Source organism: Streptomyces sp. SID3212 (assembly GCF_009865405.1).
GTDB lineage: Bacteria > Actinomycetota > Actinomycetes > Streptomycetales > Streptomycetaceae > Streptomyces.
In genome coordinates this window covers 1-2,016 of the sequence record NZ_WWJY01000699.1, presented here as the reverse complement: position 1 = coordinate 2,016, position 2,016 = coordinate 1, and the positions used below count along the sequence as shown (strand labels likewise).

Annotated in this window: 1 protein-coding gene; it reads right to left on the bottom strand. The window is 72.9% G+C overall.

The features are described 5' to 3' along the window. On the bottom strand, positions 1-1,450 hold a 1,450-nt coding region (locus GT042_RS21085; protein ID WP_237531016.1), incomplete at its 3' end, for an APC family permease. Positions 1,451-2,016 lie beyond the last annotated feature (566 nt).

Below are 2,016 nucleotides of genomic sequence, written 5' to 3'. Positions count from 1 at the left end.
GCGCGCGGGCGGCGGACCAAGAGCCGGTGCCGGTGCCCGTGCCGGTGTCGGGGCCGGTGCCGCTGCCTGCGCCGGTGTCGGGGCGCGAGTGGGGCGTGATCGAGTGCCCGGGGATCTCGATCATCTGCGGGTGGAGCCGCAGCGCCTGACGCACTCTCGCGTAGTGGCGGTGGATCCGCGTCGTCACCAGCAGGAACGCGCCCACCGCGAGGATGGCCAGCCACGCCCCGGCCGTGAACTTCGTGATGCCCGCCGTGATGAAGACGGCCGCCGACAGGACCGCGCCGGTGGCGTTGAAGCACAGGCTCTTGCGCCAGTGCCGGTTGCGCTTGCGCCACCAGTGCACGACCATGCCCCACTGCGACAGGGTGAAGGCGAGGAACACCCCGACGGCGTACAGCGGGATCAGCGACGCCGTCTTGCCCTCGAAGGCGATGTAGACGAGCGCGGCGGCCACCGACAGCAGGATGATCCCGTTGGAGAACGCCAGCCGGTCGCCCAGGCGCAGGAAGATCCGTGGCGCGTGGTCGTCGCGCGCCAGCAGGAACAGGACCCGGGGGAAGTCGTTGTACGCGGTGTTCGCGGCGAGCAGGAGCACCAGCGCGGTCGCCGCCTGGGTGAAGACGTAGAACCCGTTCGACCCGTAGCTGCGATGGGCCAGTTGGGACAGCGCGGTCTCCTGCGACTGCGGCACGATCCCCTCGTAGTGGATCAGGGCGACCACCCCCGCGAACAACACCACGAGCAGCACGATCATCCACGACAGTGTCGTGCGCGCGTTGCGCCAGGCGACCGGCTTGAAGGCGGGCACGGCGTTGGAGATCGCCTCGATGCCGGTCATCGCCGTGGCCCCGGAGGCGAACGCCTTCATCACCAGCAGCACGCCCAGCCCCTCGGTCGCGTTCACGACCGGGTGCGGTGTGGGCGTGAAGTCCCGGCCCGCCGCGCTGTACAGGCCCGTCGCCACCAGCGCGAGGATCGCGATGATGAAGGCGTAGGTGGGCGCGGCGAACAGCGCGCCCGCCTGCCGTACCCCGCGCAGGTTGCCGGCCAGGAGGATGGCGATGACCAGCACGCCGATCGGGACGATCTCCGGGGAGAGGCTGGGGATCGCCGAGGTGACCGCCCCCATGCCGGAGGACACCGAGACGGCGACGGTGAGGATGTAGTCCGTCATCAGCCCCGCGGCGGCGATCAGTCCCGGGATCCGTCCCAGGTTGTCCGTCGCGACGATGTACGAGCCCCCGCCCATCGGATACGCGCGGATCGTCTGACGGTACGACAATCCCACGGCCAGCATCAGGAACACGATCGCGAGGGCCACCGGCACCGTCGCGTGGAGCCCGGCGGTCCCGGCGAGCACCAGGACCAGCAGCATCGCCTCGGGGCCGTACGCCACCGACGACAGGGCGTCCGCCGAGAGCACCGGCAGCGCCACCAGCTTGCGCATCCGCTCCCGCACGATCGCCGTGTTCGCGAGGGGAGCCCCCAGGAGGGTCCGCCGCAGACGGAGCGCCACCCCGCCGGGCTGCCATTCCGGGCCCGCCCCCGTCTCGTCCCCGCCCGCCCCGCCGGCCTCCGCCGTGGTCGGTCCGCCGCTGAGCGTGGGGACGCTGACGACCCGTCCGAACCGGGCCGGGACGATCTGGCCGGGCTCGGGGTAGCTGCCGACGTCGGGGTCCACCGGCAGGACGCGGCGCCAGGCCTCGGGGGGCGCGGACACCCGCCCCCACTCCTCACCGACCCGCCGCAGGAGCCCCGACTGCTCGGCGTCGAGCTTCGGCATGATCACCGCGCCGCCGGCCGCGGTGTGCGGCGCGCCCGCGCTCTCCTTGCCCCGTCCGTCCTGACCCTCTGTGTCCGTCACATCCGCGAGTGTCTTCCGCCGGGGTCGCCACCGGTCCCTCCCGGCGCGCGCGACACCCGGACAACGGGCCCGATCACCCGTTCGGGCGTACGGTTCCGCGGTCCCCGCCGCCGTCCGTCTCCGGGACCGGGGGCGGGACCCGGGGGCGT